At 67.5% G+C, this 26,236-nt stretch carries 26 protein-coding genes and 1 tRNA gene; 15 read left to right on the top strand and 12 right to left on the bottom strand.

From position 1 onward, the window contains the following. Window positions 1–27 precede the first annotated feature (27 nt). The 4 genes from WIX39_RS15330 to WIX39_RS15315 are packed head-to-tail and all read left to right on the top strand — an operon-like array spanning window position 28 to window position 6,547. Window positions 28–723, top strand: a complete 696-nt coding sequence (locus WIX39_RS15330; RefSeq protein WP_106937475.1) for a TetR/AcrR family transcriptional regulator — start codon at window positions 28–30, stop codon at window positions 721–723. Further along, window positions 720–2,255, top strand: a complete 1,536-nt coding sequence (locus tag WIX39_RS15325) for an efflux transporter outer membrane subunit (protein ID WP_409195325.1) — start codon at window positions 720–722, stop codon at window positions 2,253–2,255. The genes WIX39_RS15330 and WIX39_RS15325 overlap by 4 nt, the downstream gene beginning before the upstream one ends. Beyond that, the gene (locus tag WIX39_RS15320; RefSeq protein WP_409195324.1) at window positions 2,252–3,409 is read left to right on the top strand and encodes an efflux RND transporter periplasmic adaptor subunit; all 1,158 of its coding nucleotides are present in this window, start codon (window positions 2,252–2,254) and stop codon (window positions 3,407–3,409) included. Before WIX39_RS15325 ends, WIX39_RS15320 begins: the two co-directional genes overlap by 4 nt. 21 nt (window positions 3,410–3,430) lie before the next feature. Then, window positions 3,431–6,547, top strand: a complete 3,117-nt coding sequence (locus tag WIX39_RS15315; RefSeq protein WP_409195323.1) for an efflux RND transporter permease subunit — start codon at window positions 3,431–3,433, stop codon at window positions 6,545–6,547. A gap of 88 nt (window positions 6,548–6,635) precedes the next feature. Here the strand turns inward: WIX39_RS15315 and WIX39_RS15310 are convergent, their stop codons facing one another. The 3 genes from WIX39_RS15310 to WIX39_RS15300 form a co-directional block, all read right to left on the bottom strand. After that, on the bottom strand, window positions 6,636–8,159 hold the full coding sequence (locus tag WIX39_RS15310) for a tripartite tricarboxylate transporter permease (protein WP_081270908.1): 1,524 nt from the start codon (window positions 8,157–8,159) through the stop codon (window positions 6,636–6,638). A gap of 1 nt (window position 8,160) precedes the next feature. Further along, window positions 8,161–8,697 carry a tripartite tricarboxylate transporter TctB family protein gene (locus WIX39_RS15305; RefSeq protein WP_081270909.1) on the bottom strand — a complete coding sequence of 179 codons (537 nt, stop codon included), beginning with the start codon at window positions 8,695–8,697 and terminating at the stop codon, window positions 8,161–8,163. Window positions 8,698–8,794: 97 nt separating this feature from the next. Next, the gene (locus WIX39_RS15300) at window positions 8,795–9,754 is read right to left on the bottom strand and encodes a Bug family tripartite tricarboxylate transporter substrate binding protein (RefSeq protein WP_409195322.1); all 960 of its coding nucleotides are present in this window, start codon (window positions 9,752–9,754) and stop codon (window positions 8,795–8,797) included. Between the two features lie 131 nt (window positions 9,755–9,885). Between WIX39_RS15300 and WIX39_RS15295 the strand changes: the two genes are divergently transcribed. The 5 genes from WIX39_RS15295 to WIX39_RS15275 all read left to right on the top strand — a co-directional run bounded on the left by WIX39_RS15295 (window position 9,886) and on the right by WIX39_RS15275 (window position 13,602). Next, entirely contained in the window at window positions 9,886–10,566 is a 681-nt protein-coding gene (locus WIX39_RS15295) for a response regulator transcription factor (protein ID WP_106934817.1), read from the top strand. Continuing rightward, window positions 10,563–11,993 (top strand): sensor histidine kinase, encoded by a 1,431-nt coding sequence (locus WIX39_RS15290; protein WP_081270912.1) that lies wholly within the window; start codon window positions 10,563–10,565, stop codon window positions 11,991–11,993. The genes WIX39_RS15295 and WIX39_RS15290 overlap by 4 nt, the downstream gene beginning before the upstream one ends. Window positions 11,994–12,011: 18 nt before the next feature. After that, complete coding sequence (locus WIX39_RS15285; RefSeq protein ID WP_081270913.1) at window positions 12,012–12,446, top strand: RNA-binding S4 domain-containing protein; 435 nt, start codon at window positions 12,012–12,014, stop codon at window positions 12,444–12,446. Between the two features lie 43 nt (window positions 12,447–12,489). Continuing rightward, a complete protein-coding gene (locus WIX39_RS15280; protein WP_081270914.1) occupies window positions 12,490–13,296 on the top strand; it encodes a polyphosphate kinase 2 family protein in 807 nt (268 codons plus the stop codon). Between the two features lie 123 nt (window positions 13,297–13,419). Beyond that, window positions 13,420–13,602, top strand: a complete 183-nt coding sequence (locus WIX39_RS15275; RefSeq protein ID WP_155742654.1) for a hypothetical protein — start codon at window positions 13,420–13,422, stop codon at window positions 13,600–13,602. Between the two features lie 19 nt (window positions 13,603–13,621). Here the strand turns inward: WIX39_RS15275 and WIX39_RS15270 are convergent, their stop codons facing one another. Next, the gene (locus tag WIX39_RS15270) at window positions 13,622–14,293 is read right to left on the bottom strand and encodes a hypothetical protein (RefSeq protein ID WP_106934818.1); all 672 of its coding nucleotides are present in this window, start codon (window positions 14,291–14,293) and stop codon (window positions 13,622–13,624) included. Window positions 14,294–14,425: 132 nt separating this feature from the next. On the opposite strand from WIX39_RS15270, the gene WIX39_RS15265 reads away from it, so the two are divergent. The 3 genes from WIX39_RS15265 to WIX39_RS15255 all read left to right on the top strand — a co-directional run bounded on the left by WIX39_RS15265 (window position 14,426) and on the right by WIX39_RS15255 (window position 17,264). Further along, window positions 14,426–14,866 carry a DUF3592 domain-containing protein gene (locus WIX39_RS15265; protein ID WP_106934819.1) on the top strand — a complete coding sequence of 147 codons (441 nt, stop codon included), beginning with the start codon at window positions 14,426–14,428 and terminating at the stop codon, window positions 14,864–14,866. A 29-nt stretch (window positions 14,867–14,895) separates the two neighbouring features. After that, entirely contained in the window at window positions 14,896–15,210 is a 315-nt protein-coding gene (locus WIX39_RS15260; RefSeq protein ID WP_081270917.1) for a c-type cytochrome, read from the top strand. A 146-nt stretch (window positions 15,211–15,356) separates the two neighbouring features. Further along, a complete protein-coding gene (locus WIX39_RS15255; RefSeq protein ID WP_106937476.1) occupies window positions 15,357–17,264 on the top strand; it encodes a sensor histidine kinase in 1,908 nt (635 codons plus the stop codon). A 76-nt stretch (window positions 17,265–17,340) separates the two neighbouring features. On the opposite strand, the gene WIX39_RS15250 is transcribed toward WIX39_RS15255, so the two are convergent. The 8 genes from WIX39_RS15250 to cysS form a co-directional block, all read right to left on the bottom strand. After that, entirely contained in the window at window positions 17,341–17,649 is a 309-nt protein-coding gene (locus tag WIX39_RS15250) for a GNAT family N-acetyltransferase (protein WP_106934820.1), read from the bottom strand. A gap of 33 nt (window positions 17,650–17,682) precedes the next feature. Beyond that, a complete protein-coding gene (locus WIX39_RS15245; protein ID WP_106934821.1) occupies window positions 17,683–18,504 on the bottom strand; it encodes an alpha/beta fold hydrolase in 822 nt (273 codons plus the stop codon). 262 nt (window positions 18,505–18,766) lie between these two features. Next, window positions 18,767–18,859, bottom strand: a tRNA-Ser gene (locus tag WIX39_RS15240). 27 nt (window positions 18,860–18,886) lie between these two features. Continuing rightward, the gene (locus WIX39_RS15235) at window positions 18,887–20,155 is read right to left on the bottom strand and encodes an aspartate kinase (protein WP_081270920.1); all 1,269 of its coding nucleotides are present in this window, start codon (window positions 20,153–20,155) and stop codon (window positions 18,887–18,889) included. Window positions 20,156–20,210: 55 nt separating this feature from the next. Beyond that, on the bottom strand, window positions 20,211–21,188 hold the full coding sequence (gene tilS, locus WIX39_RS15230; RefSeq protein WP_106934822.1) for a tRNA lysidine(34) synthetase TilS: 978 nt from the start codon (window positions 21,186–21,188) through the stop codon (window positions 20,211–20,213). 13 nt (window positions 21,189–21,201) lie between these two features. Next, window positions 21,202–22,182: an acetyl-CoA carboxylase carboxyltransferase subunit alpha gene (locus WIX39_RS15225; RefSeq protein WP_081270922.1), complete on the bottom strand. Its 981-nt coding sequence runs from the start codon at window positions 22,180–22,182 to the stop codon at window positions 21,202–21,204. A 15-nt stretch (window positions 22,183–22,197) separates the two neighbouring features. Continuing rightward, the gene (locus tag WIX39_RS15220; protein WP_106934823.1) at window positions 22,198–22,848 is read right to left on the bottom strand and encodes a DNA-3-methyladenine glycosylase family protein; all 651 of its coding nucleotides are present in this window, start codon (window positions 22,846–22,848) and stop codon (window positions 22,198–22,200) included. A 17-nt stretch (window positions 22,849–22,865) separates the two neighbouring features. Further along, a complete protein-coding gene (cysS, locus tag WIX39_RS15215; protein WP_081270924.1) occupies window positions 22,866–24,242 on the bottom strand; it encodes a cysteine--tRNA ligase in 1,377 nt (458 codons plus the stop codon). A 189-nt stretch (window positions 24,243–24,431) separates the two neighbouring features. Between cysS and WIX39_RS15210 the strand changes: the two genes are divergently transcribed. From WIX39_RS15210 to WIX39_RS15200, 3 genes are all read left to right on the top strand, one after another. Continuing rightward, on the top strand, window positions 24,432–25,019 hold the full coding sequence (locus tag WIX39_RS15210; RefSeq protein ID WP_081270925.1) for a tetratricopeptide repeat protein: 588 nt from the start codon (window positions 24,432–24,434) through the stop codon (window positions 25,017–25,019). A gap of 79 nt (window positions 25,020–25,098) precedes the next feature. After that, window positions 25,099–25,692, top strand: coding sequence for a peptidylprolyl isomerase (locus tag WIX39_RS15205; RefSeq protein ID WP_106934824.1), 594 nt, complete (start codon window positions 25,099–25,101; stop codon window positions 25,690–25,692). A 26-nt stretch (window positions 25,693–25,718) separates the two neighbouring features. Then, window positions 25,719–26,231 carry a peptidylprolyl isomerase gene (locus WIX39_RS15200; protein WP_081270927.1) on the top strand — a complete coding sequence of 171 codons (513 nt, stop codon included), beginning with the start codon at window positions 25,719–25,721 and terminating at the stop codon, window positions 26,229–26,231. Window positions 26,232–26,236: the final 5 nt, after the last annotated feature.

Raw genomic sequence — 26,236 nt, 5'->3', positions numbered from 1 at the left:
GATTTTTTGCGTGGTGTAATGCCGGGCATGAACGCGAAAGCCACCACCACCCAGGCCGCGCGCCGCGCACCGCGCAGCGACGGCGCGGAGGCACGCCACCGGCTGCTTCACACGGCGCTGCGGCTGTTCGCGCAGAAGGGCTTCGCCAAGACCTCCACGCGCGAGATCGCCAAGGAGGCCGGCGCCAACATCTCGGCCATCAGCTACTACTTCGGCGACAAGGAAGGCCTCTACGCGGCCACCTTCAACGAGCCGATGGGCGGCGACTCCAGCGACCTCGTGGCGGCCTGCAAGGTGCCGGGGCGCCCGCTGGAGGAAACGCTGCGCATCTGCATGGTGTCGATGATCGATCCGCTCAAGCAGGGCGAGATCGTGCGCCAATGCATCCAGCTGCACATGCGCGAGATGCTCGAGCGCACCAGCCGCTGGGCCAAGGAGCTCGAGCACGACATCAAGGGCCCGCACCGCGCCATCGCCGAGCTGCTTTGCCGCCACCTGGGCGTGGCGCGGCCCGACGACGACATCCACCGCCTCACCTTCGCGATCACCGGGCTGTCGATGCAGCTCTACGTGAGCCAGGACTTCATCGAGGCCATCCGTCCGTCGCTGCTGCGCACGCCGCGCGGCATCGACACCTGGGCCGACCGCCTGACCGGCTACGCAATGGCGCTGGTCGCGGCCGAGGCGGCACGCCGCCGCGCCGACAGAAAGCCAACCCAATGAGAAAACTCCGACTGATCGCCTCCCTGTGCCTGCCGCTGGGCTTCGGCCTCGGCCTGTCGGGCTGCGCGCTGACTCGCCCGCCGGCGCAGGTCGAGGCGCCAACGCCCGCGCAATGGCGCGCTCCCCTGCCCCACGGCGGCTCGCTCGCGTCGCTGGCCGACTGGTGGCGCCAGCTCGACGATCCGCTGCTGGTCGAGCTGATCGCCGCCGCCGAGGCCGCCAGCCCCAACGTCGCGAGCGCCGCGGCGCGCGTGGCGGAGGCCCGCTTCACGCGGGTGCAGACCGGCGCTGCGCTGCTGCCGAGCCTGGACGGCACGGCATCGGCGAGCCGGGGCACTTCGGGCTTCGCGTCCGGCGCGCCTTCAGGTGGATCGGCCTCCAGCGCCGGCAGTGGCAGCAGCAGCAGCCTCGGGGCAACCACACCCATCACCACGCTGCAGGCCGGCCTACAGTCGAAGTGGGAGGTCGACCTGTTCGGCCGCCTGCGCGCCGACCGCGACGCCGCCCAGGCCAAGCTGGGCAGCGCCGACGCCAAGTGGCACGACGCCCGGGTGTCGGTGGCGGCCGAAACCGCCAACGCCTACTTCGCCGAGCGCGCCTGCCAGCAGCAACTGCGCGTGGCCGAGTCCGACACCCGCTCGCGCGCCGAGACCGCGCGCCTGACCGACCTGTCGATGCGCGCCGGCTTCACCGCGCCCGCCGACGCCGCACTGGCCCGCGCCAGCGCGGCCGACGCCTCCGGCCGCCTGACCCAGCAGCGCGCCCAGTGCGCGGTGCAGCGCAAGGCGCTGGTCGCGCTCAGCGGCATCGACGAGGGCACGCTCGAGCAGAAGCTCGCGGCCGCCCCCGCGCAGCGCGCGCTGCCCGAGGTGGGCAGCATCGCCAGCGTGCCGGCGCAAGCCATTTCGCAGCGGCCCGATGTGTATTCGGCGGAACTCGGCGTGGCATCGGCCAGCGCCGACGTCGGCTCGGCCGAGGCCGAGCGCTATCCCAAGCTCAGCATCTCGGGCTCCATCGGCCGCACGCAGTACCGCGTCGGCGGCCTGCAGCAGTCGCTCGAGAACTGGACCGTGGGCCCCGTGTCGCTGAGCGTGCCGCTGCTGGACGGCGGCTCGCGCAAGGCCAACGCCGACGCGGCCAAGGCGCGCTACGCCGAGGCGGTGTCGATCTACCGCGCCAACGTGCGGCAGGCCGTGCGCGAGGTGGAAGAAGCGCTGGTCAACCTCGACGCCACCAACGGCCGCGCGACCGACGCCGACACCGCGGTGAAGAACTACCAGGCCTCCTTCGACGCCACCCAGGCGCGCTACAGCAGCGGCCTGGCCAGCCTGTTCGAACTGGAAGACTCGCGCCGCACGCTGTTCGCGGCGCAGACCGCGCGCGTGTCGCTGCAGCGCGAGCGCACCGAGGCCTGGGTCGCGCTGTACCGCTCGATGGGCGGCGGCTGGAGCCGGCCCGGTCAGCCTTCCGAGTCGTCCGAAACATCCTCAATGAACACCACCCCGGCCGCCAAGGTCGCGACGTCGCCATGAAAACAATGAAGCGTTCCACCCTCGTCACCGTGCTGATCGTGCTGGCCGTCGTCATCGCGGCGGCCGTGTTCATGACGCGCAAGCCGGCCGACAAGGCCGCCGCCGCCGGCCCCGCCCCCAAGCCCGCGCTGACCGTCACCGTCGCCGCGCCCGAGGCCACCGAACTCACGCTCACGCTTCCGGCCAACGGCAACGTGGCGGCCTGGCAGGAGGCCGTGGTCGGCTCCGAGTCGAACGGGCTCAAGCTCGCCGAAGTGCGGGTGAACGTGGGCGACGTGGTCAAGAAGGGCCAGGTGCTGGCCGTGTTCTCGCCCGAGACGGTGCGCGCCGACATCGCGCAGTCGCGCGCCTCGCTGGCCGAAGCCCGCGCCACCGCCGCCGACGCCGCCGGCAACGCAGCCCGCGCCCGCACGCTGCAGGCCACCGGCGCGCTGAGCCAGCAGCAGATCAACCAATACCAGACCACCGAGCAGACGGCCAAGGCGCGAGTCGAAGCGGCCGAAGCCGTGCTGGCCGCGCAGGAAGTGCGCGGGCGCAACACGCAGGTGCTGGCGCCCGACGACGGCGTGATCTCGTCGCGCACCGCCACGGTCGGCAGCGTGGTGGCGGCCGGCACCGAGCTCTTCAAGCTGATCCGCCAGGGCCGGCTCGAATGGCGCGCCGAAGTCACCTCGGCCGAGCTGAGCCGCATCTCGGTGGGCACCACCGCCTTCGTGGTCAGTGCCAGCGGCGCGCAGGTGCGCGGCAAGGTGCGCAGCATCGCGCCCACGGTCGATCCGCAGACGCGCGCGGCGCTGGTGTACGTCGACCTGCCCAATGTGCAGCAGAACACCGGCATCAAGGCCGGCATGTTCGCGCGCGGCGACTTCGAACTCGGCCGCAGCTCGGCGCCCACGGTGCCGCAGAGCGCCATCGTGCCGCGCGACGGCTTCAACAACGTCTTCCTTCTCAAGCCCGACAACCACGTGGCGCAGCTGAAGGTGCAGATCGCCCGCCGCCTGAACGACCGCATCGAGATCACCAGCGCACTGCCCGAAGGCGCGAAGGTGGTGGTGCAGGGCGCCGGCTTCCTCAACGACGGCGACCTGGTGCGCGTGGTCGACGCGCCCGCGCCAGCCGCCCCTGCCGCAGCCGCCCCCGCCGCAGCCAAGTAAGCAGAAACAAAGGATTCGCCCATGAATGTTTCCGCCTGGTCCATACGCAACCCGATTCCGGCGGTGATGCTGTTCGTGCTGCTCACCTTCGGTGGGTTGCTGTCGTTCAACGCGATGAAGGTGCAGAACTTTCCGGACATCGACCTGCCGACCGTGACGGTCTCGGCATCGCTGCCCGGCGCCGCGCCTTCGCAGCTGGAAACCGACGTCGCGCGCAAGCTCGAGAACTCCATCGCCACGGTGCAGGGCCTGAAGCACATCACCACCAAGGTGCAGGACGGCGCCGCCACGCTGATCGTCGAGTTCCGCCTCGAAAAGCCCGTGCAGGAAGCCGTGGACGACGTGCGCTCCGCCGTGCAGCGCGTGCGCGCCGACCTGCCGGCCGACGTGCGCGACCCGGTCGTCACCAAACTCGACCTGGCGGGCCAGCCGGTGCTGGCCTTCACCATCGCGTCCTCGCAAATGGACAACGAGGCGCTGAGCTGGTACGTGGACAACGACGTCACCAAGCGTCTGCTGGCGCTGCCGGGCGTGGGCGCGGTGAACCGCGTGGGCGGCGCCACGCGCCAGGTGCACGTGGACCTCGACCCGGTCAAGCTGCAGGCGCTCGGCGCCTCGGCGGGCGACATCTCGCGCCAGTTGCGCCAGGTGCAGACCGAGAGCGCGGGCGGCCGCTTCGACCTGGGCGGCAGCGAACAGCCGGTGCGCACCCTGGCCACCGTGAAGTCGGCCGACCAGCTCGCCGACATGCAGATCGTGCTGACCGACGGCCGCCGCATCCGGCTCGACCAGGTGGCGCGCATCAGCGACACCATCGCCGAGCCGCGCGCGGCCGCGCTGCTCAACGGCAAGCCGGTGGTGGGCTTCGAAGTGGCTCGCAGCCGCGGTGCCAGTGAAGTGGAAGTGGGCCGCGCGGTGCAGAAGGCGCTGGCCGACATGCGCGCGCAGCGCCCCGACATCGAGCTGACCGAGGCCTTCAACTTCGTCGACCCGGTGGAAGAGGAATACAACGGTTCGCTGCACCTGCTGTACGAAGGCGCGATCCTGGCGGTGGTCGTGGTGTGGCTGTTCCTGCGCGACTGGCGCGCCACTTTCGTGTCGGCCGTGGCGCTGCCGATGTCGGTGATCCCGGCGTTCATCGGCATGCACCTGCTGGGCTTCTCCGTCAACGTGATCTCGTTGCTGGCGCTGTCGCTGGTGGTGGGCATATTGGTGGACGACGCCATCGTGGAAGTCGAGAACATCGTGCGCCACCTGCGCATGGGCAAGACGCCCTACCAGGCGGCCATGGAGGCTGCCGACGAGATCGGCCTGGCGGTGATCGCCACCACCTTCACGCTGATCGCGGTGTTCCTGCCCACGGCCTTCATGAGCGGTGTTGCGGGCAAGTTCTTCAAGCAGTTCGGCTGGACCGCGGCGCTCGCGGTGTTCGCTTCGCTGGTGGTGGCGCGGGTGCTCACGCCGATGATGGCGGCCTACATGCTCAAGCCCGTGGTCACGGCCGAGAAGGAACCGGGCTGGCTGCGCTGGTACATGCGCGCCGTGGAGTGGAGCACGCACAACCGCTTCAAGACGATGGTGCTGGCCACCCTCTTCTTCTTCGGTTCGCTGGCGATGATCCCGCTGCTGAAGACCGGCTTCATTCCGCCGGACGACAACTCGCAGACGCAGGTCTACCTGTCGCTCGCGCCGGGCTCCACGCTGGCGCAGACCACCGCCGCGGCGGAGGAAACCCGCCGCCGCGTGATGCAGATCGCGCACGTGAAGAGCGTCTACACCACGGTGGCCGGCGGCAGCGCGGGCGGCGACCCGTTCGCCAGCTTCGGCACGCCCGAGACGCGCAAGGCCACGCTCACCATCAAGCTCGACCCGCGCGGCGACCGGCCGCGCAAGCAGGTCATCGAGAACCAGATACGCACCGCGCTCGAAACGCTGCCCGGCGTGCGCAGCACGGTGGGCCTGGGCGGCTCGGGCGAGAAATACATCCTGGCACTGACCGGCGAAGACCCGGTGGCCCTGGCCAGCGCGGCGAGCGCGGTCGAGAAAGACCTGCGCACCGTTCCCGGCCTGGGCAACATCACCTCCACCGCGAGCCTGGTGCGCCCCGAGATCGCGGTGCGCCCCGATTTCGCGCGCGCCGCCGACCTGGGCGTGACCAGTTCCGCCATCGCCGAGACCCTGCGCGTGGCCACGCTGGGCGACTACGACCAGTCGCTCGCCAAGCTCAACCTCGCGCAGCGGCAGGTGCCGATCGTGGTGAAGCTGGAAGACTCCGCGCGGCAGGACATCGACCTGCTCGGCCGCCTCTCGGTGCCCGGCACGCGCGGCCCGGTCATGCTCAACCAGGTGGCCTCGCTCACCATGGAAGGCGGCCCGGCCGTCATCGACCGCTACGACCGCTCGCGCAACGTGAACTTCGAGATCGAACTGTCGGGCGTGGGCCTGGGCGACGCGAAGGCCGCGGTGCAGAAGCTGCCGTCGATCCAGAAGCTGCCGCCGGGCGTGCGCATTGCAGAAGTCGGCGACGCCGAGGTCATGACCGAGCTGTTCGCGAGCTTCGGCCTGGCGATGCTGACGGGGGTGCTGTGCATCTACATAGTGCTGGTGCTTCTGTTCAAGGACTTCCTGCACCCGGTGACCATCCTGTGCGCGCTGCCGCTGGCGCTGGGCGGGGCCTTCGTGGGGCTGCTGATCGGGCAGAAGGCGCTGTCGATGCCTTCGCTGATCGGTCTCATCATGCTGATGGGCATCGCGACCAAGAACTCGATCCTGCTGGTCGAATACGCCATCGTGGCGCGCCGCGACCACGGCATGAGCCGCTGGGACGCGCTGCGCGACGCCTGCCACAAGCGCGCGCGGCCCATCATCATGACCACGCTCGCCATGGGCGCCGGCATGCTGCCGATCGCGGTCGGCTTCGGCGCGGCGGACTCGAGCTTCCGCTCGCCGATGGCGATGGCGGTGATCGGCGGGCTGATCACCTCGACCGTGCTGAGCCTGCTGGTGGTGCCGGCGGTGTTCACCTACGTGGACGACATCGAGCACTGGATCCGCCGCACGGTGCGCAGGCTGCGCGGGCAGCCCGCGGATCCGCATATCGACGACGACCTGGTCGAGACGCCCGCAGCGGGACGGTAGAACGCACAGGCAGAAATGAAAGAAGCCGCGGCAAATGCCGCGGCTTCTTTATTTGGCTGGCCCGCCCTGAAGCGGGCTCCGAAGAGCGTCAGGCGTCCAATTGCGCCAGCCGCTTCAGCTTGCGTTCGCTCATGCGCTTGGCAAGCCGCGGCAGCACCAGCACGGCCAGCACGATGACGATCAGCGTCAGCGACATCGGGCGCTGCAGGAACACCATCGCGCTGCCCTCGCCCATCGACATCGCGTTGCGTAGCTGCGCTTCGGCGAGCGGGCCGAGGATCATGCCGACCACCACCGGCGCGGTCGGGAAGTCGAAGCGCCGCATCAGCACGCCCAAGAGGCCGATGCCGTAGAGCAGGAACAGGTCGAACGCGCTCTGGCGCATGCCGTAGGCACCCACGGTGGCGAAGATCAGGATGCCGGCGTAGAGCTGGGGCTTCGGAATCTTCAGCAGCTTGACCCACAGGCCGACCATCGGCAGGTTCAGCACCAGCAGCATCACGTTGCCGATGTACAGCGACGCGATCAGCGCCCACACCAGCGCGGCCGAGGTGGTGAACAGCTGCGGGCCCGGCTGGATGCCGTAGTTCTGGAACGCGCCCAGCAGGATGGCGGTGGTGTTGGAGGTGGGAATGCCCAGCGTGAGCAGCGGAATCAGCGCGGCGGTCACCGTGGCGTTGTTGGCGGCCTCGGGGCCGGCCACGCCTTCGATGGCGCCCTTGGTGCCGAACTCGGCCTTGGCGTCCGCGTCCTTGGCCAGCTTCTTTTCGGTCGCGTAGCTCAGGAAGGTCGGGATCTCGGTGCCGCCGGCGGGAATGCAGCCGAAAGGCGTGCCGATGGCGGTGCCGCGCAGCCACGCGGGAATCGAGCGCTTCCAGTCGCGCTTGCTCATGTGCACCCGGCTCAGCTTGTTCTGGCCCTCGACCACCTTGCCTTCGTACAGCACGGCGTAGAGCACCTCGGCCACGGCGAACAGGCCGACGGCCACCAGCACGATCTCGATGCCGTCGAGCAGTTCGGGCACGCCGCCGGTGTAGCGGCCCTGGCCCGAGATCTGGTCGAGCCCGACGCAGCCCGCGGCCAGGCCGACGAACAGCGCCGTCATGCCGCGCAGCGTGCTCTTGCCGAGCACCGCGCTCACCGTGGTGAAGGCCAGCAGCATCAGCATGAAGTATTCGGGCGGGCCGAGCTTGACCGCGAATTCGGCCACGAACGGCGCGAACAGCGTGACGATCACCGTGGCGATGGTGCCGGCCACGAAGGAGCCGATGGCGGCGGTGGCGAGCGCCGCGCCCGCCCTGCCGCTCTTGGCCATCTTGTTGCCCTCCATCGCGGTCACCATGCTGGCGGTTTCGCCGGGCGTGTTGAGCAGGATGGACGTGGTCGAGCCGCCGTACATGGCGCCGTAGTAGATGCCCGAGAAGAAGATCATCGAGGCCGTGACGTCGACCTTGCCGGTGATGGGCAGCAGCATGGCCACCGCCACCGCCGGGCCGATGCCGGGAAGCACGCCCACGGCCGTGCCAAGGGCGCAGCCGACCAGGCACCAGAGCAGATTGACGGGAGTGATCGCCGCGGCGAAGCCCGCCATGAGTGCGTTGAAGATGTCCATGTCAGAGCCAGCCAGTCGAAGTGAGGCCGGGCAGGTTGATGGCCAGGAATTGCGTGAAGGTCCAGAACACCGGCGCCGAGATGAGCACGCCGGCCAGCAGGTCGGTCGCCCAGGTGCGCGGCGAATTCACGCCGCCCTGCCCGCTCGCGCGGCGCAGACCCTGCACCGCCAGCACGTAGCACAGCGTGCAGCTGATGATGAAGCCGAGCGTGGTGATGAGCGCGGCGTTGAGCAGCAGCCCCGCCGACACCCAGATGAAGCCCGGCCAGTAGGCGTGCTCGGCACCCGAGGGCGCATCGAGTTCGCGGAAGCCGCCGGTGCGCGCCTCCCACACGATCCAGGCGCCGCAAAGCACCAGCACCACCGACACCAGCCAGGGCAGGAAGTTGGGGCCGACGCCGCCGTAGCCGGCTTCGGAGGAAATGCCGATCGCGCCGAACGCCAGCGCGAGGCCGGTCAGCAGCACGCCGGCGCCGACCAGGGTTTGCGGCCACGTGGCCGCGGATTGCGGCGGGGCCGAGGAGTCTGGAGTTGTCATTTTTTCTCCCGGGGTGGAGCTGGATTTGAAAACGGCACGCTGTCGACTCTTTCGAGGACAGCGCGCCGTGGGGCGGGCCAGTGGTGCGCGCCGGGGGTCAGACCATGCCGGACTTGGTCATGATCGCGCGCAGGCTCGCGAAGTCGTCGTCGACGAACTTCGTGAAGGCTTCGCCCGACAGCACGGCGGGCGTCCAGTCGTTCTTCTTGAGCGATTCGGCCCAGGACGCGCTCTTCATGGCGGCCAGCACCATGTCGGTCAGCGCCTTGCGCTGCTCGGCGGAGATGCCGGGCGCGCCGTACACGCCGCGCCAGTTGCCGATTTCCACGTCGATGCCCTGTTCTTTCAGCGTGGGCACGTCGATGCCCGGCAGGCGCTGGGCCGAGGTGACGGCAATGGCCTTCATCTTGCCGGCCGCGATGTATTCGGCGAACTCGCTGTAGCCGCTGCCGCCGATGGTGACGTTGCCGCCCAGCACGGCCGCGGTGGCCTCGCCGCCTCCGCGGAAGGCCACGTAGTTGATCTTCGAGGGGTCGGCACCGACCTTCTGCGCGATCATGGCGGCGGCGATGTGCTCGGTGGAGCCGCGCGAACCGCCGCCCCACTTGACGCTGCCCGGGTCCTTCTTGAGCTGCTCGACCACGTCCTTCATGGTCTTGAACGGCGAGTTCGACGGCAGCACGAACACGTTGTATTCGGTGGTCAGGCGCGCGATGGGCGTGGCCTGCGACAGGTTGACCGGCGGCTTGCCGGTGATGATGCCGCCCAGCATGACCGAGCCCATGACCATCAGCGCGTTGGCGTCGCCCTTGGAACCGTTCACGAACTGGGCCAGGCCCAGCGCGCCGGCGGCACCGCCCTTGTTGTCATAGGTGACGGTGTCGGCCACCTTGGCGTCGGTCAGCGCCTTGCCCAGGGCGCGGCCGGTGGTGTCCCAGCCGCCGCCGGGGTTGGCCGGGATCATCATCTTGACGTTGGCCGCGGCCCGGGCGGACAGTGGCAGGGCACCGGCGGCGGCCAGCGCGGCCAATGACTTCAGAAAGGTGTCGCGACGCATTGTTGTCTCCTGGTGCTGAAAGTAACTTGAAAGGAAGCTGACTTGAAGCTGAGTATCATGCGCCGCCCCGCTGTCAGTTGGCTGTCCGACAAACTGGGGAAAACACCGAATTCCCACCAATCCGTGCCCGTATGAAGCTGCTGCTGGTCGAAGACGACCCCTCGATGCAAATCACCCTGCAGCGCACCCTCGGGCGCCAGCGGATCGACGTGCGCGTCTGCGGCGACGGCGCCGAGGCCGTCGCCATGTGGCGCGCCCTGGAGCCCGACGTGGTGGCGCTCGACCTGAGCCTGCCCAACCTCGACGGCCTGCAGGTGCTGGCCCAGGCCCGGGCCGAGGGGCTGCGCACGCCGGTCCTGCTGCTGACGGCGCGCGGCACCGTCGGCGACCGCATCATGGGCCTGAATGCCGGCGCGGACGACTACCTGCCCAAGCCCTTCGACCTCGACGAACTGGAAGCGCGCATCCGTGCGCTGCGCCGCCGCAGCCATGGCGTGATGACCGACATGGGGCTGAACCCCCAGCAGATCGGCGGGCTGCGCTTCGAGCCCGCGAACGGCGCCATCTACAACCGCGCGGATCTGCTCGAACTGACCCCGCGCGAACTGGCGCTGCTGAAGGCGCTGATGATGAAACCGGGCCACGCCGTCACCAAGGAGCGCCTGTTCGAGCTGGTGTTCCCCGGCGAGACCGAGGTGCAGTACGAGGCCATCGAGGTGGTGGTCTACCGCCTGCGCAAGAAGCTGGTGGGCACCGGCGCCGTGCTCATGACGATGCGCGGGCTGGGCTACCTCTTGCGACCGGAAGCATGAGGCACATTTCCTCGCTTCGCGCGCGGCTGCTGCTCGGCATCCTCGCGCCGATCGCCGTGTTCATCGTGATCAACAGCGTGAGCCTGTACCGCCAGAGCCTGGCTGCCGCCACCACCGCCTACGACCGCACGCTGCTGGCGTCCGCCAAGACCATCGGCGAGCAGCTCGACGTGGAAGGCTACGACCAGATGGCGCGGCTGCGCGCGATCGTGCCCTACTCCGCGCTCGAGGCCTTCGAGGCCGACAACCGCAGCCGGCTCTTCTACCGCGTGTCGGCGCTCGACGGCGAGATGATCTCGGGCTTTGCCGAGCTGCCGTTCTGGCGCGGGCGCATTCCGGACCGCAGCGCCTACGCGGCGCTGGTCGATTTCTACGACGCCCAGTTCCGCAACCAGCCGGTGCGCGTGGCGGTGCTGCTGCAGCCGGTGGCCAGCGCGCGTGGCCGCGGCATGGCGGTGGTTCAGGTGGCCGAGACGCTGGAGATCCGCGAGACGCTGGCGCGCAAGCTGCTGGTCGACACGCTGTGGCGGCAGTTCCTGCTGATGGGCGTGATCGCGCTGGCGACGCTGTTCGTGGTGCAACGCGCCACGCGCCCGGTGCGCGAGCTGGGCGAAGCCATCGAGAAACGCGCGGCCGACGACCTCTCGCCCATCGACGCGCCCGACGCCCCGCGCGAACTGCGCCCGCTGATCGACGCCACCACCGAAGTCATGGGCCGCCTGCAGCGGCTGCTGGACCATCAGAAGCGCTTCGTGCGCGACAGCGCGCACCAGTTGCGCACGCCGCTGGCGGTGCTCAAGGCGCAGGTGCAATCGGCGCGGCGCGGCGACGTGGCACCGGAGCAGGCGCTCGGTGAAATCAGCCAGACCGTGGAGCGCGCCACCACGCTGGCCAACCAGATGCTGTCGCTCGCCAAGGTCGAGCAATTGCGCCAGCAGCCGGAATCGGTGGCGCTCGACCTGGGCGCCATCGTGCGGCAGATCGCGCTCGACCTGTCGCCGCTGGTGGCCGACAAGGCACTCGACTTCGAGCTGGCCATCGACGCGCCGGTGGTGGTGCGGGCCCACCAGTGGATGCTGCAGGAGCTCACGCGCAACCTGCTGCACAACGCCATCAAGCTGAGCCCGGCTGGCGCGGCGCTGCTGGTCTCGGTGCGTGCGCAGGCCGACGAGGCCGTGCTCACCGTGCGCGACGAAGGCCCGGGCATCTCGCCGGAGCTGCGCCAGCGGCTGTTCGCTCCGTTTTCGGCGGGCAGCGCGTCGAGCGGCTCGGGGCTGGGGCTGGCGATCTGCCGCGAGATCGTGCTGGCGCTGGACGGTCGCATCGCGCTCGACAACCGTGTCGCGCCCGCCACGTCGGACGGCGCCGCACGCGTGGTCGGGCTGGATGCGGTCGTGCACCTGCCGCTGTGGCGGCACAATTCCTGATATTCACTCCTGATATCCATGGAACGTCTGCGCATCGACAAATGGCTCTGGGCCGCACGCTTCTTCAAGACGCGCTCGCTGGCCGCGGAGGAAATCGGCAAGAACCGCGTGCAGGTGAACGGCGACGTCGCCAAGGCCTCGCGCGAGGTGAAGGCCGGTGACACGGTCGCCATGCGGCTGGGCACGCTCACGCGAACGGTCACGGTGCGCGGCCTCAGCGGGCAGCGCGGGCCGGCGCCGGTGGCGCAGCAGCTCTACGAGGAAACGCCCGAGAGCATCGCCGCCCAGGCCGCCTTCCGAGAACTGCGCCGCATGGGCAGCGAGCCGGCCCTGGCCATCGAACAGGGCCGCCCCACCAAGCGCGACCGGCGCGAACTCGACGGCGCGGTGCGGCACGCCGAATGGGACAGCCGCTGGAGCGCATCGATCGACGCGGACGACACGGAACGCTGATCGCTTACGCTGTGGGCTTTCTTTCTTCGAGGAGTCCCGTTGCATGGCCAGCTTCAAGAAATACCGCGTCGGCGACAAGTTCAAGCTATCGCACATCGACCCCGACGACACGCCCTTCTGCGAAGGTGACGAAGCCTCGCAGCGCGCGGAAGTCGACGCGCTCGCCGTCGAGCTCGACGAACTGCAGGACCTGCTGCACGCCGAGGGCCGGCGCAAGCTGCTGGTGGTGCTGCAGGGCATGGACACCAGCGGCAAGGACGGCACGGTGCGCTGGGTGTTCTCGCGGACCTCGCCGCTGGGCGTGCGCGTGACGGCCTTCAAGGCGCCCAACGACGAGGAGCGCGCGCACGACTACCTCTGGCGCTGCCATGCAGCAGTGCCGCGCACCGGCGAGATCATGGTGTGGAACCGCAGCCACTACGAAGACGTGCTCGTTCCGGTGGTCGAAGGCTGGATCGACAAGGCGGAAGCCAAGCGCCGCTACGCGCAGATCAACGACTTCGAGCGGCTGCTCACGGAGACCGGCACGGTCGTCATCAAGTGCATGCTGCACATCGACAAGGACGAGCAGCGCGAGCGCCTGCAGGCGCGCATCGACACGCCCGGCAAGCAATGGAAGTTCAGCATGGACGACCTGCGGGTGCGCACCAAGTGGAACGCCTACCAGCAGGCCTACCAGAGCGCCCTGGGCGCCACCTCGACCGAGCATGCCCCCTGGCACGTGATACCCGCCAACAGCAAGCGCCACCGCAACGTGATGGTCGCCCAACTGCTGGTGAAGACGATGCGGCAGATGAAGCTCAAGCCGCCGCCGCCGGACCCGGCGCTCAAGGGCATGATCATCAAATAAGGCGTGCGGCCCTTCCTTGGTGTCCCGCTTGTAAAGTGCGACTTCGCCTACGGAGCCGCGCCGAGCGGCCCACTAAGCTGGGCCGCGTACCAATTCAGGTGCAACCCAAAGAAGGACTCCAACATGAAAAAAATACTCTTCGCACTTGCAGCCTGCATGCTTGCCTCCACCGCCGCCATGGCCCAGCCCATGCCGCCGCGCCACGGGCCTGGCTATGACCGGCCGCATCACCGTCCGCACAAGGTCTGGGTGCCTGCGCACCGCGAGCATGGCCGCTTCGTGCGCGGCCACTACGTCTGGCGCTGAGCGCCGCTGACCCGATGGCTCAGGAGCGGCGAATGAGCGCCTGGGCCAGCACGCGGCACTTGCCGAACTCGCATCGCACCGCCCAGGTGGCACCGTTGTCGCACGGCACGTTGTAGGTTTCATAGCCCGGGCCCTTGGCAGTGAGTTCGGCGCGCGGCTGCAGGTTGCAGCGCCCGGCCTTGGCCAGCTTCTCGACGTTGTAGGTGTCGACACCGGTACGGCGCGGCTTGTAGACGATGGCCGGGTCGAAGGTGTTGCCGTAGAAAGAGTCGCGTACGTTGGGATCGAGATTGCGATAGCCGCGCTTGGCCATGCAGTGCACGATCGCGATCTGCTGGTGCTCGGCGATCAGCGTGGCCGAGGGCTGCCCCGCGTAGTCGACGGCCGAGGTGCCGATGCCGGCCACCGCGAAGCCTGTCGCCATGCCCTGGCTGTACCAGGTGACCAGCCCCACACCCACGGCGGCCCACATCAGATCGGTGTTGGCGTCGCTGCGCGCGATGATGCGCGTGGCTGCCTCGCGACAGGCGCTGACGTCGCTCGCGTAGCGCGCCTTGTCCACGCCTTCCATGGCGACCATCGGCACATAAGAGAGACCGGTCCCCGTTCCGGGTTCGGTCGGCGTCATCGGCTGGCTGGCACAACCAGCCAGTGCGACAGCGGCGGCCGCAATGCTCAGCAGGAACTTCATGGGAATCCCTCGTCTTCTAACGATTGTTCGCAGGATTTAACCATACATATAGTTACTCCTGAATCGCCTTGTCGCGAATGAACGACGCCCGGCATTTGCGACGATGCAGCGATTCCTCCAGCCGGCAGACCCATGAAGTTCGAGACATTCGCCAAGTACCTTTTCGCGCTCATCGGCGTCGCCCTGCTCGGGCTGTGCGGCTACCTGGCCTTCGGCAAGCTGAGCTTCATTGCCTCCGCCGACCGCGTCCAGGGCCAGGTGGTGGAACTCCAGCACGTGCGCAGCAGCAACAAGAACAATACCGACGGCACCTGGCGGCCGCTGGTGCGTTTCAGGGCACCGTCGGGCGCGCTGATCGACTTCACCACCTCGAGCAGTAGCGGAACGCCGCGCTACGAGGCCGGCGAGAGCGTGCAGGTCTATGCCCAGCCCTCGAACCCGGCCAACGTGATGCTCGACGACGCATTCGAACTGTGGGGCGGACCGGCCATGGCAGGCATCATCGGGGGAGTCTTTCTGCTGTTCGCGGAAATCCTGCGGCGCATCCAGCGCGACCAGGAACCGGGAACCTGATCTGTCCATTCCGCCGAGCTTTTCCATCCATGCATCTCCTTCCCGCCTGGCTCATGCTTGCGGCGATCACCGCCACGGCCCAGACGCCGCCCGCCGACCTGGCCCGCAAGAACGGCTGCCTGTCGTGCCACGGGCTGGTCCACAAGCAGGTGGGCCCGGGTTTCGCACAGATTGCCGAGCGCTACCGCAACGATGCCGACGCACCCGCCCGGCTGGCCGGCAAGATCCGCGATGGCAGCGTCGGCACCTGGGGCCGCGTCATCATGCCGCGGCAGGCCCACGTGACGGAAAACGATGCACGGGCGCTGGCCCAATGGGTGCTGTCCCAGCCTGCGCCTCGCTGAAACCGCCGGGCCTTTCTCAAGATTGGTAACAAAGAGCGAGAATGGGTTACATACGCGGCGCGTCGGATTTGGACGCCCCACCTGAACGCCCTGCCTTGAACTCCCGTCCCGCGCCTTTCTTCGCCAACGTGGTACTCGTGCTGTCGATGACGCTGCTGGCCGTCATCGGCGCCTTCTTCGGCGGGATGTCCGGCCTGCAGCAGTCCAGGGCCGCGCTTCACCTGGAGCGCGCCGACTGGCAGGTCGAGGACACCTCGGGCTTCAGCACGCCGCCCCCGCGGCAGCAGGCAAGCGACCTGCCGGATGCCTGGAACCCGATCCGGCTGCCGCTGGCCCTGCCCATCGCGCTGCTGCGCCAGGCCGATGGCGACGCCACCGTCGGCACGCCCAGCGCGGCCCGCCCGACGCGCATCACCTGGCTGCGAGTCTCCACGCGCCACCTGCCTTCCTCCAACGGCCCCTTGGCGCTGTACGGCGCCCGCATCAAGACCGACGGCACCATTGCCGTCTACGCCGACGGCCGCCTGGTGCACCGCGCCCAACAACTGGGCCCGCTGTGGAACAGCACGCGCACGCCGCTGTGGGTCGAGCTGGACCGCGGCCCCGCCAGTACGCCGCCGCAGGAGATCCTCATCCGCCTGGAGCACTCGCGCAACACGCAGGTGGCGGTGTCCTCGCTGTGGCTCGGCCCCGTCGAAACGCTGCGGGGCCGCCACGGCCTGCGCCAGTGGCTGCAGCAGGAGCTGCCGGCGATGCTCAGCGCCTCCTTCCTGGCCGTGGGCGTCTTCGCGCTCTTCGTCTGGTTCAGGCGCCCCGGCGAAACCGGCTACCTGCTGTTCTTTAACCTGTCGGCCACCTCCTTCATGCGCGGCCTGCATTTCTACGTGGGCCAGCCGATCGCCAACGACTGGTTCGCGTGGCTGACCGTCAATTCGCTGTTCTGGCTGGTGCTGGTGGTGCATTTCTTCCTGCGGCAGCTGCACCAGCGCCCGCTCAGGTGGCTGACCTGGGCCGTGGTGCTGGCCACCACCGCGGTCGGCGTGCTGACCATGCCGGGGCTGAACCTGGTGCAGAACACCCCGCGCGTGACGCCGCTGATCTATGCCGTGGCGGCCCTCATGGGCGCGGCCGTGTGCCTGGTCGGCGGCGTCAGCGCGTGGCGCCGCTCCACCGAGGGCCGGCTGGTGGCTGCAGGCATCGGCATCTGCGTGCTGCTGGGCATCACCGACTGGCTGCTGCAGAACAATTTCATCAGCCCCGAGGGCTGGTACCTGGGCGCCTACACCAACGCCGTGACCTTCAGCGTGTTCGGCGTGCTGATGTACCGGCGCTACGTGTATGCCATCGGCGCCGTGGAGCAACTGAACGACAGCCTTGCCGAGCGGCTGCGCAAGCGCGAGGCCGACCTGGAGCTGAGCCACCAGCGGCTGCGAGACGTCGAGCGCCTGCGCACCATCAGCGACGAGCGCCAGCGCCTGATGCAGGACATGCACGACGGCCTGGGCTCCTCGTTGATCAGCGCGATCCGCTCGGTCGAGGGTGGCGGCATGAGCGACGAAAAGATCTCGCAGATCCTCAAGAGCTGCCTCGACGACCTGAAGCTCACGCTCGATTCGCTGGAGCCGGTGGAAGCCGACCTGCTGCTGCTGCTCGCCACCCTGCGCTACCGCCTGGAGCCGCGGCTCGAAGGCACCGGCGTGTCGCTGCGCTGGGAAGTGCAGGAGCTGCCCGCCCTTGAATGGCTCGACCCGTCGAGCGCGCTGCACATACTGCGCATCGTGCAGGAGAGCATCTCGAACATCCTTCGCCACACCCGCGCGACCGAAATCCGTGTCGAGACCGCGCTGGACGGTGCCGGCGTTCGCGTGACGATCGAAGACAACGGGCAGGGTTTCGACGTCGACAAGGTGCTGTCCTCGCCTTCCGGCCGGGGTCTGCAGAACCAGCGGCGGCGGGCGCGGTCGATCCAGGGCACCATCAGCTGGGAATCGCGCCCGACGGGCACGCGCTTCATGCTGTGGCTGCCGCTGGCGCGCGAGGCCGTTGCGGCCTGAGGAACTGCAGCGGCCTGCGACGGCCGGGAGCTGATGTCGTCGCCGAAGACCGCGTAAGCCGGCCTTGGCAGGCCCGTCAGAGCCCGAGCAGACTGCGCCCCTCTTCGGCCAGCAGGTCGTGCGTTTCCGGGTGCGACCGCATGTACGCGGCGAACACCGGGCACTGCGCAATCACGCGCAGCCCGCGTTCGCGCGCCGATGCCAACCCTGCCAGCACCAGTTGCTTCGCGATGCCCTGGCCCTGCAGCGCTTCAGGCACCAGCGTGTGGATGAAGGTAATGACGTCGCCCTCGAGCGAGTAGATGGCCACCGCGCGCTCCCCCTGCGATTCGTATTCGAATCGATGCTTCGCGGGGTTGTCGTGAACCGTGCTGGAAAGGGTCATGGGAAATCTCGATGCGGGGCGGAGGGCGCCGGCTCAGCCCTTGACGAACGCCAGCAGGTCGGCGTTCACCTGGTCGGCGTGCGTGTTGCAGGTGGCGTGCGGCGCGCCGGCATAGACCTTGAGCTGGCTGTCCTTGATCATCTCGGCCGCGAGCTTGCCCGTGGCCTCGAAGGGCACGACCTGGTCGTCGTCGCCGTGGATCACCAGCGTGGGCACGTCGATCTTCGCCATGTCGGGGCGGAAGTCGGTTTCCGAGAACGCGGTCACGCAGTCGATGGTGGCCTTGAGCGAGGCTTGCAGCGCGATCTGCAGCGTCTGCTTGAACACGCCCTGCGACACCTTGGCGCCGGGGCGGTTGGTGCCGTAGAAGACCGTGCTGAAGTCGTCGAGGAACTGCGGGCGATCGGCCGCCAGACCGGCGCGGATGCCAGCGAAAAGCGAGGCGTCGGGGCCCACGGGGTGGTCGGCCGTCTTCATGAACAGCGGCGTCACGGCGCTGATGAGCGCCAGCTTGGCGATGCGCGACGAGCCCTTGCGTGCGATGTAGCGCGTGACGTCGCCGCCGCCCATGGAGAAGCCCGCGAGGATCACGTCCTTCAGGTCCAGCTTCTCGATCAGCTCGGCGATGTCGTCGGCGAAGGTGTCGTAGTCGTAGCCCGTCCACGGCTGGCTCGAACGGCCGAAGCCGCGGCGGTCGAACGCGATGGCGCGGTAGCCGCGTTCCGCGAAGAACAGCATCTGGGCGTCCCACATGTCGGCGCTGAGAGGCCAGCCATGGCTGAAGAGAATGGGCTGGCCCGAGCCCCAGTCCTTGTAGTAGAGCTCGGTGCCGTCGCGCAGGGTGAGTGTGGTCATGGTTGTGTCCTTTGGGTCGAGGTGGCGTGAAGGGAAGAAAGAAAAGAACCGATGCCGACAACCGCACAGCCCGTGAATTCGGTTGAACTCATGATGGGTGAGGGATGAAGTTTCTTCGGCATGGAATGAATCTTCGGGCTTCGCGCCTGCGCCGTCGGCGAAACCTTTTGCCGTCTGCCATCGAATTTTTTGAATGTTCGGCCGAGGACTCGCGGACGCAAAAACAAAAAAGCCCAGCAGCTTGAAAGCTACTGGGCTTGATTGGCGGAACCGGAGGGATTCGAACCCTCGATGAGGCTCTACACCCCATACTCCCTTAGCAGGGGAGCACCTTCGGCCACTCGGTCACAGTTCCTGAAAGAAGCCACGATTATGCCATTACTTAGGCGCTCGGTTGATCCAGATCGAACGCTTTATGCAGTGCGCGCACCGCAAGTTCCATGTATTTTTCGTCGATCACGACCGAGGTCTTGATTTCGCTGGTCGAGATCATCTGGATGTTGATGCCCTCTTCGCTCAGCACGCGGAACATCTTGCTGGCGACGCCCACGTGGCTGCGCATGCCGATGCCCACGATGCTGACCTTGCAGATCTTGGTGTCGCCGACGATCTCGGTCGCACCCAGCGAAGGCATGACCTTCGACTGCAGCAGGTCGACCGTCTTCGCGTATTCGTTGCGATGCACGGTGAAGCTGAAGTCGGTCTTGCCGTCCTTGCTCAGGTTCTGGATGATCACGTCGACTTCGATGTTGGCGTCTGCCACGGCACCGAGGATGTGATACGCGATGCCGGGCTTGTCGGGCACGCCGAGCACCGAGATCTTGGCTTCGTCGCGGTTGAATGCGATGCCGGATACGACGGCTTGTTCCATGTTTTCGTCTTCCTCGAAAGTGATCAGCGTGCCGGACTTGGCCTCTTCATTGATGTCGATGTCCCACGGCGTGAAGCTCGAAAGCACACGCAGCGGCACCTTGTACTTGCCGGCGAATTCCACCGAGCGGATTTGCAGGACCTTGGAGCCCAGGCTCGCCATTTCGAGCATTTCCTCGAAGCTCACGGTCGTCAGGCGGCGCGCGTCGGGCTCGACGCGCGGGTCGGTCGTGTAGACGCCGTCGACGTCGGTGTAGATCAGGCATTCGTTCGCCTTCATGGCCGCGGCAATGGCCACGGCAGAGGTGTCGCTGCCGCCACGGCCGAGCGTGGTGATGTTGCCGTCGTCGTCCACGCCCTGGAAGCCGGTGATGACCACCACCCTGCCCGCGTTCAGGTCGGCCATGACGCGCGCATCGTCGATGCTTTCGATGCGGGCCTTGGTGTAGGAGTTGTCGGTGCGCACCGAAACCTGCCAGCCGGCGTAGCTGACCGACTCGACGCCCTCTGCCTGCAGCGCGATGGCCAGCAGCGCCGACGACGCCTGCTCGCCGGTCGAGGCCAGCATGTCGAGCTCGCGGTTGTGCGCCACGCCGGGCTTGCTGGGCGCCAGCTCCTTGGCCAGGCCGAGCAGGCGGTTGGTCTCGCCGCTCATGGCACTCGGAACCACGATCATCTGGTGGCCTGCGCGCGCCCACTTGGCGACGCGCTTGGCGACATTCTTGATGCGCTCGGTCGAGCCCATCGACGTACCGCCGTATTTGTGAACGATCAATGCCATGGGTGAAATCAGAGAAAAGAAAAGGGCCGCTTGAAAGGCGGCGCCCTGCAAGCTGTCAGAGCAAAGTCTTCGGCGAGGGCGGGGCATTGTACCAATGCAGGAAATCGCCCTTCCGCTCGATGAATCCCGCGGCCACCTTGAGGTGGATCCGGTGGCCGCGCGTGGTGCAGGCGCGGACCTGGCTGAGCAGCTGGTCGAGCTGCGCCGCACTGGGGGCGCCGCCGTGGGCCTGCATCAGCCAGTGGCGCAGCACATTGGCCTGCCGGGCATGCGACAAAGTCTGCAGCGTCGCGATGCGCGGCGGGTTGCCCACCGTCTCCATGTCTTGCGCTGCGAGCTCGTCCAGCAGTTCCTGGGCCTGGGCGGCATGGCCGATGCTGCGGGCGAAGGTGGCGCGAAACTGCGGAAAAGCCTGCGCCAGCGCCGGGAGCACCACGGCGCGAATCCGGTTGCGGGTGTAGCGCGCGTCGCCGTTGGTCGGGTCTTCGATCCACGGCAGGCCGCGCCCGGCCAGCCATTCACGGATGTCAGCACCTGCCACGGCCAGCAGAGGGCGATGGATTTCCAGCCCGCCCCGCTGCGCGCGCGCCGGCATCGCGGCCAGCCCCGGAAGACCCGCACCGCGCGAAAGCGCCAGCAGCAGGGTTTCGATCTGGTCATCGGCATGGTGGCCCAGCGCTATCGATTGGATAGCCGGCGAGCTCCCGTCCATGCGCACCATCTCGGCAAACGCGCTGTAGCGGGCACGGCGGGCGGCATCCTCCGGGCTGTCTCCGCGCGCATGCCGCGCATCGACGCGATGCACGCGCAGCGGCACGGCCAGACGCTCGCAGACGTTCCGGCAATGCCGTTCGAAGTCGTCGGCCGCGGCCTGCAGCCCGTGATGCACGTGGAAGGCAACAACCTCGCCCGGCCGGCGCGTCGCGCAGGCGGCCAGCAGGGCCGTGGAGTCGGCACCGCCGCTGAAACCCACCGCCAGCGGCCAATGCGCCGGCTCGAACGCGGCCATGGCGCGTTCGAAAGCGGAGTCCATGGCGGAGGCTGCGTTACCTGCCGTTGTCGGCCTTGGTGTCGTTGAAACGGCCGTAGCTCTGCAGGCGCTCGTAGCGGCGCTCCAGCAGTTCCTTCGGCTTCAGGTCGCTGACCTGGCGGAAGGCGTCGTTGAGCGCGCGCTTGAGGAACGCGGCCATCTGGCGATGGTCGCGGTGCGCACCGCCGACGGGCTCGTTCACGATCTTGTCGACCAGCCCCAGCGCCTTGAGGCGGTGCGCGGTGATGCCCAGTGCATCGGCCGCTTCCTGCGCCTTGTCGCTGGTCTTCCACAGGATGGAAGCGCACCCCTCGGGGCTGATCACCGAGTAGATGGAATACTGCAGCATCACCAGCTGGTCGCCGACCGAAATGGCCAGCGCGCCGCCGGAGCCGCCCTCGCCGATGATGGTGACGATGATCGGCACCTCGAGCTGCGCCATCTCGAAGATGTTGCGGCCGATGGCTTCCGACTGCCCGCGCTCCTCCGCGTCAATGCCGGGGTAGGCGCCGGGCGTGTCCACGAAGGTGAACACGGGCAGCTTGAACTTCTCTGCCGTCTTCATGAGGCGCAGGGCCTTCCGGTAGCCCTCGGGCTTGCTCATGCCGAAGTTGCGCGCGGTGCGCTCCTTGGTGTCTCGGCCCTTCTGGTGGCCGAGCACCATGCACGGCACGCCGTTGAAGCGCGCCAGGCCGCCCACGATCGACAGGTCGTCCGCAAAGTGCCGGTCGCCATGGAGCTCCACGAAATCGGTGAAGATTTCGTTGACGTAGTCGAGCGTATAGGGGCGCTCCGGATGCCGGGCGATCTTGGTGATCTGCCAGGGCGTCAGGTCGCTGTAGATGTCCTTGGTGAGCTGCTGGCTTTTCTTGCCGAGCTGATCGATTTCTTCAGAAATGTCGACCGCCGATTCGGTCTGCACATAGCGCAATTCTTCGATCTTTGTTTCGAGTTCAGCAATGGGCTGCTCGAAGTCGAGGAAGGTTCGTTTCGCCAACGTCTTCTCCTGTGTTCAATATGCGACTGGAACCGGGTCCAGTGATCGCCAAATATACCAAGTCGCCACGCTGCAATACGGGGCCCAGGCCACGGCCACGTCGCGGGCATCGCTGCGGCTGACCGGATCGCCCGAAAAATAATTGACGCTGATGCCGTTGAGCAGCCCCAGGTCGTCCACAGGCAGCACGTTCGGGCGCATCAGGTGGAAGATGAGGAACATCTCGGCGGTCCAGCGGCCGATGCCTCGGATGGCCACGAGCTCCTCGATGATGAGCTCGTCCGACATGTCTTTCCACGAATCGACGTGCACCAGGCCCGAATCGAAGTGCAGGGCCAGGTCGACCAAGTACTCGATCTTGCGTGCCGAGAGGCCCGCACCGCGCATGTCGTCGACCTTGAGCTTGAGCACGTTGGCCGGCGTCAGCTTGCGGGGCAGCGCCGCGAACTTGTCCCAGACCGTCTGCGCCGCCTTCACCGAAATCTGCTGGCCGACCACGCTGCGCGCCAGCGTGGTGAACGCGTCGCCGCGCGACTCCAGGCAGGCGTCGCCGAACTTCGGGATCAACCGCTTCATGACGCGGTCTTTCTTGGAAAGGTGCTTGCACGCCTCCTCCCAATAGTCCGGCGTATAGATCTGTACGCTGGACTTCTTGGTGGCGGGCATGGGGTTCGTCGTACCGTTCACTGCGCGGCCGCCCAGGTGGTTCCCGTGGGCGAGTCCTTGAGCACGATGCCCTGCTCGAGGAGTTCCTGGCGAATGCGATCGGCTTCGGCGAAATTCTTCGCCGCCTTGGCAGCGGCACGCTCGGCGATGCGGGCCTGTATGGCCGCGTCGTCCAGCGTGCTGCCGGCCTGCAGGAACGCCCGCGGATCGCCCTGCAGCAAGCCCAGCGAACCGGCCAGCGCCTTCAGCAGGCCCGCGGTCTCGGCGGACTTGGTGCGGTTGACTTCGCCGGCCAGCTCGAACAGCACGGCAATGGCTTCGGGCGTGCCGAAGTCCTCGTCCATGGCCGCCTTGAAGCGCGCGGCATAGGGCTGGGTCCAGTCGATGGCGACTTCGGCCGGTGCGACGAGATCGAGCGCGGTGTACAGGCGCTTGAGCGAATTGCGGGCGTCGTCCAGGTGCGCGTCGCTGTAGTTGAGCGCGCTGCGGTAATGCGTGCGCACCAGGAAGAAGCGCAGGCTCTCGGCGTCGTACTTCTGCAGCACTTCGCGGATGGTGAAGAAGTTCCCCAGGCTCTTGGACATCTTCTCGTTGTCCACGCGCACGAAGCCGTTGTGCACCCAGAAGCGCGACAGCGGCTTGCCGTTGGCGCCTTCGCTCTGGGCAATCTCGTTCTCGTGATGCGGAAACTGCAGGTCGGCGCCGCCGCCGTGGATGTCGAAGGTCTCGCCCAAGGTCGCGCAGCTCATGGCCGAGCACTCGATGTGCCAGCCCGGCCGGCCGGTGCCATAGGCGCTTTCCCATTTGGCGTCTGCGGGCTCAGTCGGCTTGGCGGCCTTCCAGAGCACGAAGTCGAGCGGGTCCTGCTTGCCGTCGAGCACGGCCACGCGCTCGCCCGCATGCAGTTCGTCGAGCGACTTGCCCGACAGCTTGCCGTAGCCCGGGAACTTGCGCACCGCGTAGTTCACGTCGCCGTTCTCGGAGCGATAGGCCAGGCCCTTCTGCTCCAGCTTCTGGATGATGCCGAGCATCTGCGGCACGTACTCGGTGGCGCGCGGCTCGATGGTGGGCGGCTCGATGCCGAGCGCGCCGATGTCCTCGTGCATGGCCGCGATCACTTCGTCGGTCAGCTGGCGGATGGTGATGCCGCGCTGCACGGAGCGGGCGATGATCTTGTCGTCGATGTCGGTGATGTTGCGCACGTAGGTCACGGCATAGTCGCTGGCGCGCAGCCAGCGCTGCACCACGTCGAACGCCATCATCATGCGGGCGTGGCCGATGTGGCAGAAATCGTAGACCGTCATGCCGCAAACGTACATGCGCACCTGTCCGGGTTGCAGGGGGGAGAATTCCTCCAATTCACGCGACAGCGTGTTGTAGATGCGCAGACTCATGAGATTCGGAAAACGTCGCTTCGCGCACGTGCGGCACGGGCGAACGACGATGTTTTTCAGGGGTGACGGGGGCTGTGGTCGCGAGGGGTTGGACATGGCCCCTCGGCTACAATGCAACCTAGTATAAACGGCTGCTGCCGAGTATCTCCCGGGTGTTCCCCAAGCCCGCACTTCCCACTCCGAGGCTTCATGAAGCACGCCGCTTTCTCCAGACTCTCCCTTGCTTTCGTCCTGCTGTTCAGCCTGTGGGGCGCCGCGCACGCCAATGAGTATGACGACGTGAACACGCTGCTGCGCCAGGGCAAGCCGGCCGAAGCGCTCGCCAAGGCCGACACCTACATTGCCGGCAAGCCGCGCGACCCGCAGATGCGCTTCCTGCGCGGCGTGATCCTCACCGAGCAGAACAAGCAGGACGAGGCCATCGCGGCCTTCACCCAGCTCACACAGGACTTCCCCGAACTGTCCGAGCCCTACAACAACCTCGCCGCGCTCTATGCGTCGCAAAGCAAGTTCGACCAGGCGCGCTCGGCGCTCGAACAGGCCATCAAGCTCAACCCGAACTACGCCACCGCGCACGAGAACCTTGGCGACGTGTACGCCCGCCTCGCGGCCCAGGAATACGTTCGCGCCCAGCAGTTCGCCAGCACCAACCCGAGCGTCGCGCCCAAACTGGCGCTGATCCGCCAGATCTTCACGCCCAAGACCGAAGCCGAGGCCGCCGCGCTGCCTGCGGCGCCGGTGGTCATCCGCAAGCCGGTCGGCCGCACCAGCAAGTAAGCGAGCGAGGTCTCCCGCGCGACGGCGACCGATTCGTCGTGCGCCCCCCGCTCTCCCCCATCCGCACACGGAGCATCACTTGACGATCCACGCACTCTCCCGATTCAGCCGCCGCAGCGCCCTGGTGCTGGCCGCCGCACTCACGTTCGCCGCCGCGGGGCATGCTCAGACCGCCTCCCCGCGCGTCAAGCTCGCCACCTCGGCCGGCGACATCGTGGTCGAACTCGACGCCGCCAAGGCACCGAAGTCGGTGGAGAACTTCCTGCAGTACGTCAAGGACAAGCACTACGACGGCACGGTGTTCCACCGCGTCATCGACGGCTTCATGATCCAGGGCGGCGGCTTCACCGCCGACCTGAAGCAGAAGCCCACCCGTGCGCCCATTCCGCTGGAGGCCGGCAACGGCCTGAAGAACGACAAGTACACCATTGCCATGGCCCGCACCGGCAACCCCGATTCGGCCACCTCGCAGTTCTTCATCAACGTGAAGAACAACGACTCGCTCAACGCACCCAGCCCCGACGGCTACGGCTACACCGTGTTCGGCAAGGTCGTCTCTGGCACCGACGTGGTCGACAAGATCCGCGCCGTCCAGACCGGCAACAAGGGCGGCATGCAGAACGTGCCGGTCGAGCCCGTCACCATCAAGTCCGCCACCGTGGTGGCGAAGTAATCCGTTTTCCGAAGAAGGAGTCCCTCATGAGCAACCCACAAGTCGAACTGCATATCAAGAACTACGGCGTCATCACGCTCGAACTCGACGCCGCCAAGGCGCCCAAGTCGGTCGAGAACTTCGTCTCGTACGTCAAGAAGGGCCACTACGACAACACGGTGTTCCACCGCGTGATCCCCGGCTTCATGGTGCAAGGCGGCGGTTTCGAGCCCGGCATGAAGCAAAAGCCCACCGGCGCCGAGATCGAGAACGAAGCCAACAACGGCCTGAAGAACGACAACTACACCGTCGCCATGGCCCGCACCAGCGCGCCCCACTCGGCCACGGCCCAGTTCTTCATCAACGTGTCGGACAACGGCTTCCTGAACCACACCGCGCCTTCGGCCCAGGGCTGGGGCTATGCCGTGTTCGGCAAGGTCATTGCCGGCACCGAAGTGGTCGACAAGATCAAGGCCGTGAAGACGGGCCGCAAGGGCTTCCATGACGACGTGCCGCTCGAAGACGTCGTGATCGAGAAGGCCGTCGTCACTGCAGAGTGATCGCG

Origin of the sequence: Variovorax sp. AB1(2024) (assembly GCF_037482385.2) — a bacterium.
Lineage (GTDB): Bacteria > Pseudomonadota > Gammaproteobacteria > Burkholderiales > Burkholderiaceae_C > Variovorax.
The sequence above is the reverse complement of the archived record's forward strand: the minus strand, read 5'-3'. Positions and strand labels throughout refer to the sequence as shown.